Annotated in this window: 1 protein-coding gene and 1 pseudogene; both read left to right on the plus strand. The window is 68.0% G+C overall.

Annotated features, from left to right (window positions below):
- Positions 1-544 (plus strand): annotated as a pseudogene (locus ACWFR4_RS48775) (ATP/GTP-binding protein); the annotation flags it as partial.
- 184 nt (positions 545-728) lie between these two features.
- The coding region (locus ACWFR4_RS48780) for a type IV secretory system conjugative DNA transfer family protein (RefSeq protein WP_453658425.1) at positions 729-1,669 on the plus strand (941 nt) is incomplete at its 3' end.

Below are 1,669 nucleotides of genomic sequence, written 5' to 3' on the forward strand. Positions count from 1 at the left end.
GGGTGAGGCCATGCCGTTGCTGATGAGTGTGATCGGTCCGTGGCTGCGCTACGCGTGGATCAAGCCCGGGGACAGCATCAAGCGAACGTTGATCGTCGAAGAGGCGTGGCACATCCTCTCTCACCGGCCTGTGGCCAGGCTTTTTGAGGAATTCGTGCGGTACGGGCGGCGGCTTGGTCTGTCGTTCTGGGCGATCCTGCACCATCTCGGCGACCTGATGGTCGATGAGGCACCCGAGGCCGCGGCCATCTTGAAGCTCACCGCCACCCGGGTGCTCTACCACATGGACAAATCCGAGGCCGACATCACGGCGGACTACCTGCAACTGCCCGACTGGGCGCGCGAGGCGCTGGTCGACGGCGCGAGCCGGTGCTCTCCGGGGCGGGCCGTGTGGCAGGTGGGTAACCGGATGCACTTGGTGGAGCACATCCGCAGTGCCACCGAGTCGGAGCTGACCAACACCAACCGCAAGATGACCGAGGCCAGCTCCGGGAGCCAGGGGCCCGCGGCACCGCTCATCTCGATGCGAAAGAGCGCTGCGTGATGACCGATTCGAGTATTCACAAGGCCGACGCCGACTCCATGGCCGAGTACCTGCAGCTGCCCGGCTGGGCGCGCGTGGCCCTGATGGGCGGCGCCAGCCGTCCACGCAGCGGGCCCGGCCCTGAACCGATCCCGGCCCGATCCGCTGGGAGCGATGGGACATCCGCCGGTGGGGGTGCACGGTAGTGGCCGGGGTTGTCACCCCGCACTCGGGCAACCGCCTGCATGTCTACAAGGACGCCTGGTGGATCGCCCTGTGCGTGACCGCAGTTGCGCTCACTCTCTGGGCCTGGGCGGGCGCCGTCCTTTCCGGTCTGCTCGCACACGCCTCGCCCGCCATGGTGTCGTGGAACGAGACGGCATCCGCCATTCCCGCCCTGGTGACAGATCCGCTGCACCCGCAGGACGCCTACCCGGCGGGGGCCGGGGTGGGCGGCCCGTTCGCCTTCTACCCGCCCTTCCTCGCCGCGGCGACCGGCTCCTGCTGGGGCGCCCGTGCAGGATGGCGGCGCTGGAGGTCAATGCGGGACGAGGGCACCGACGGGCTGGCCACCACCGGACAGCTCGAAGACGCCATGGGCGAGGCCAAGGCCCTGTCCCGGCTTGGCGCGCTGCGACCGAGCCTGGCCACACCGCGGCCCTCTCTCGACAAGGCGGCCGCACCCGCGAGAGCGCTTCCCTGGCGCTCCAGCGCGCCGCCGAAAGTAACCGACGTCCCGGTGACCGAGGTCGCTGTCTTCTGCGGCACCGCCGTCCCGACCGGCGTGAAGTTGTACATCCCGTTCGAGGAGACCGTCCTGATCGTCGCTCCTCCCCGCGAGGGCAAGACGTCACAGTTGATCATGCCGTGGATTCTCGACTTCCCCGGCAGTGTGCTGGCTACCTCCTCCAAGACGGACGTGCTGTACGCGACGGCCAAGGCCCGCGAGAAGTACGGGCCTGTCATGGTGCTCGACCCGACGGGCCTGTCCAACTGGCCGCTGCAACTGCAGTGGGCCATCACAGACGGCTGCGAGGACTTCACCGTCGCCCGCAAGCGTGCCGAGACCCTTACCGGCACCGCGAAATCGGATGAAGGGACCAAAAACGGCGGGTACTTTGTCATGAATGCCCAAATGCTCATGAC

This window comes from Streptomyces sp. NPDC055140 (assembly GCF_053607285.1).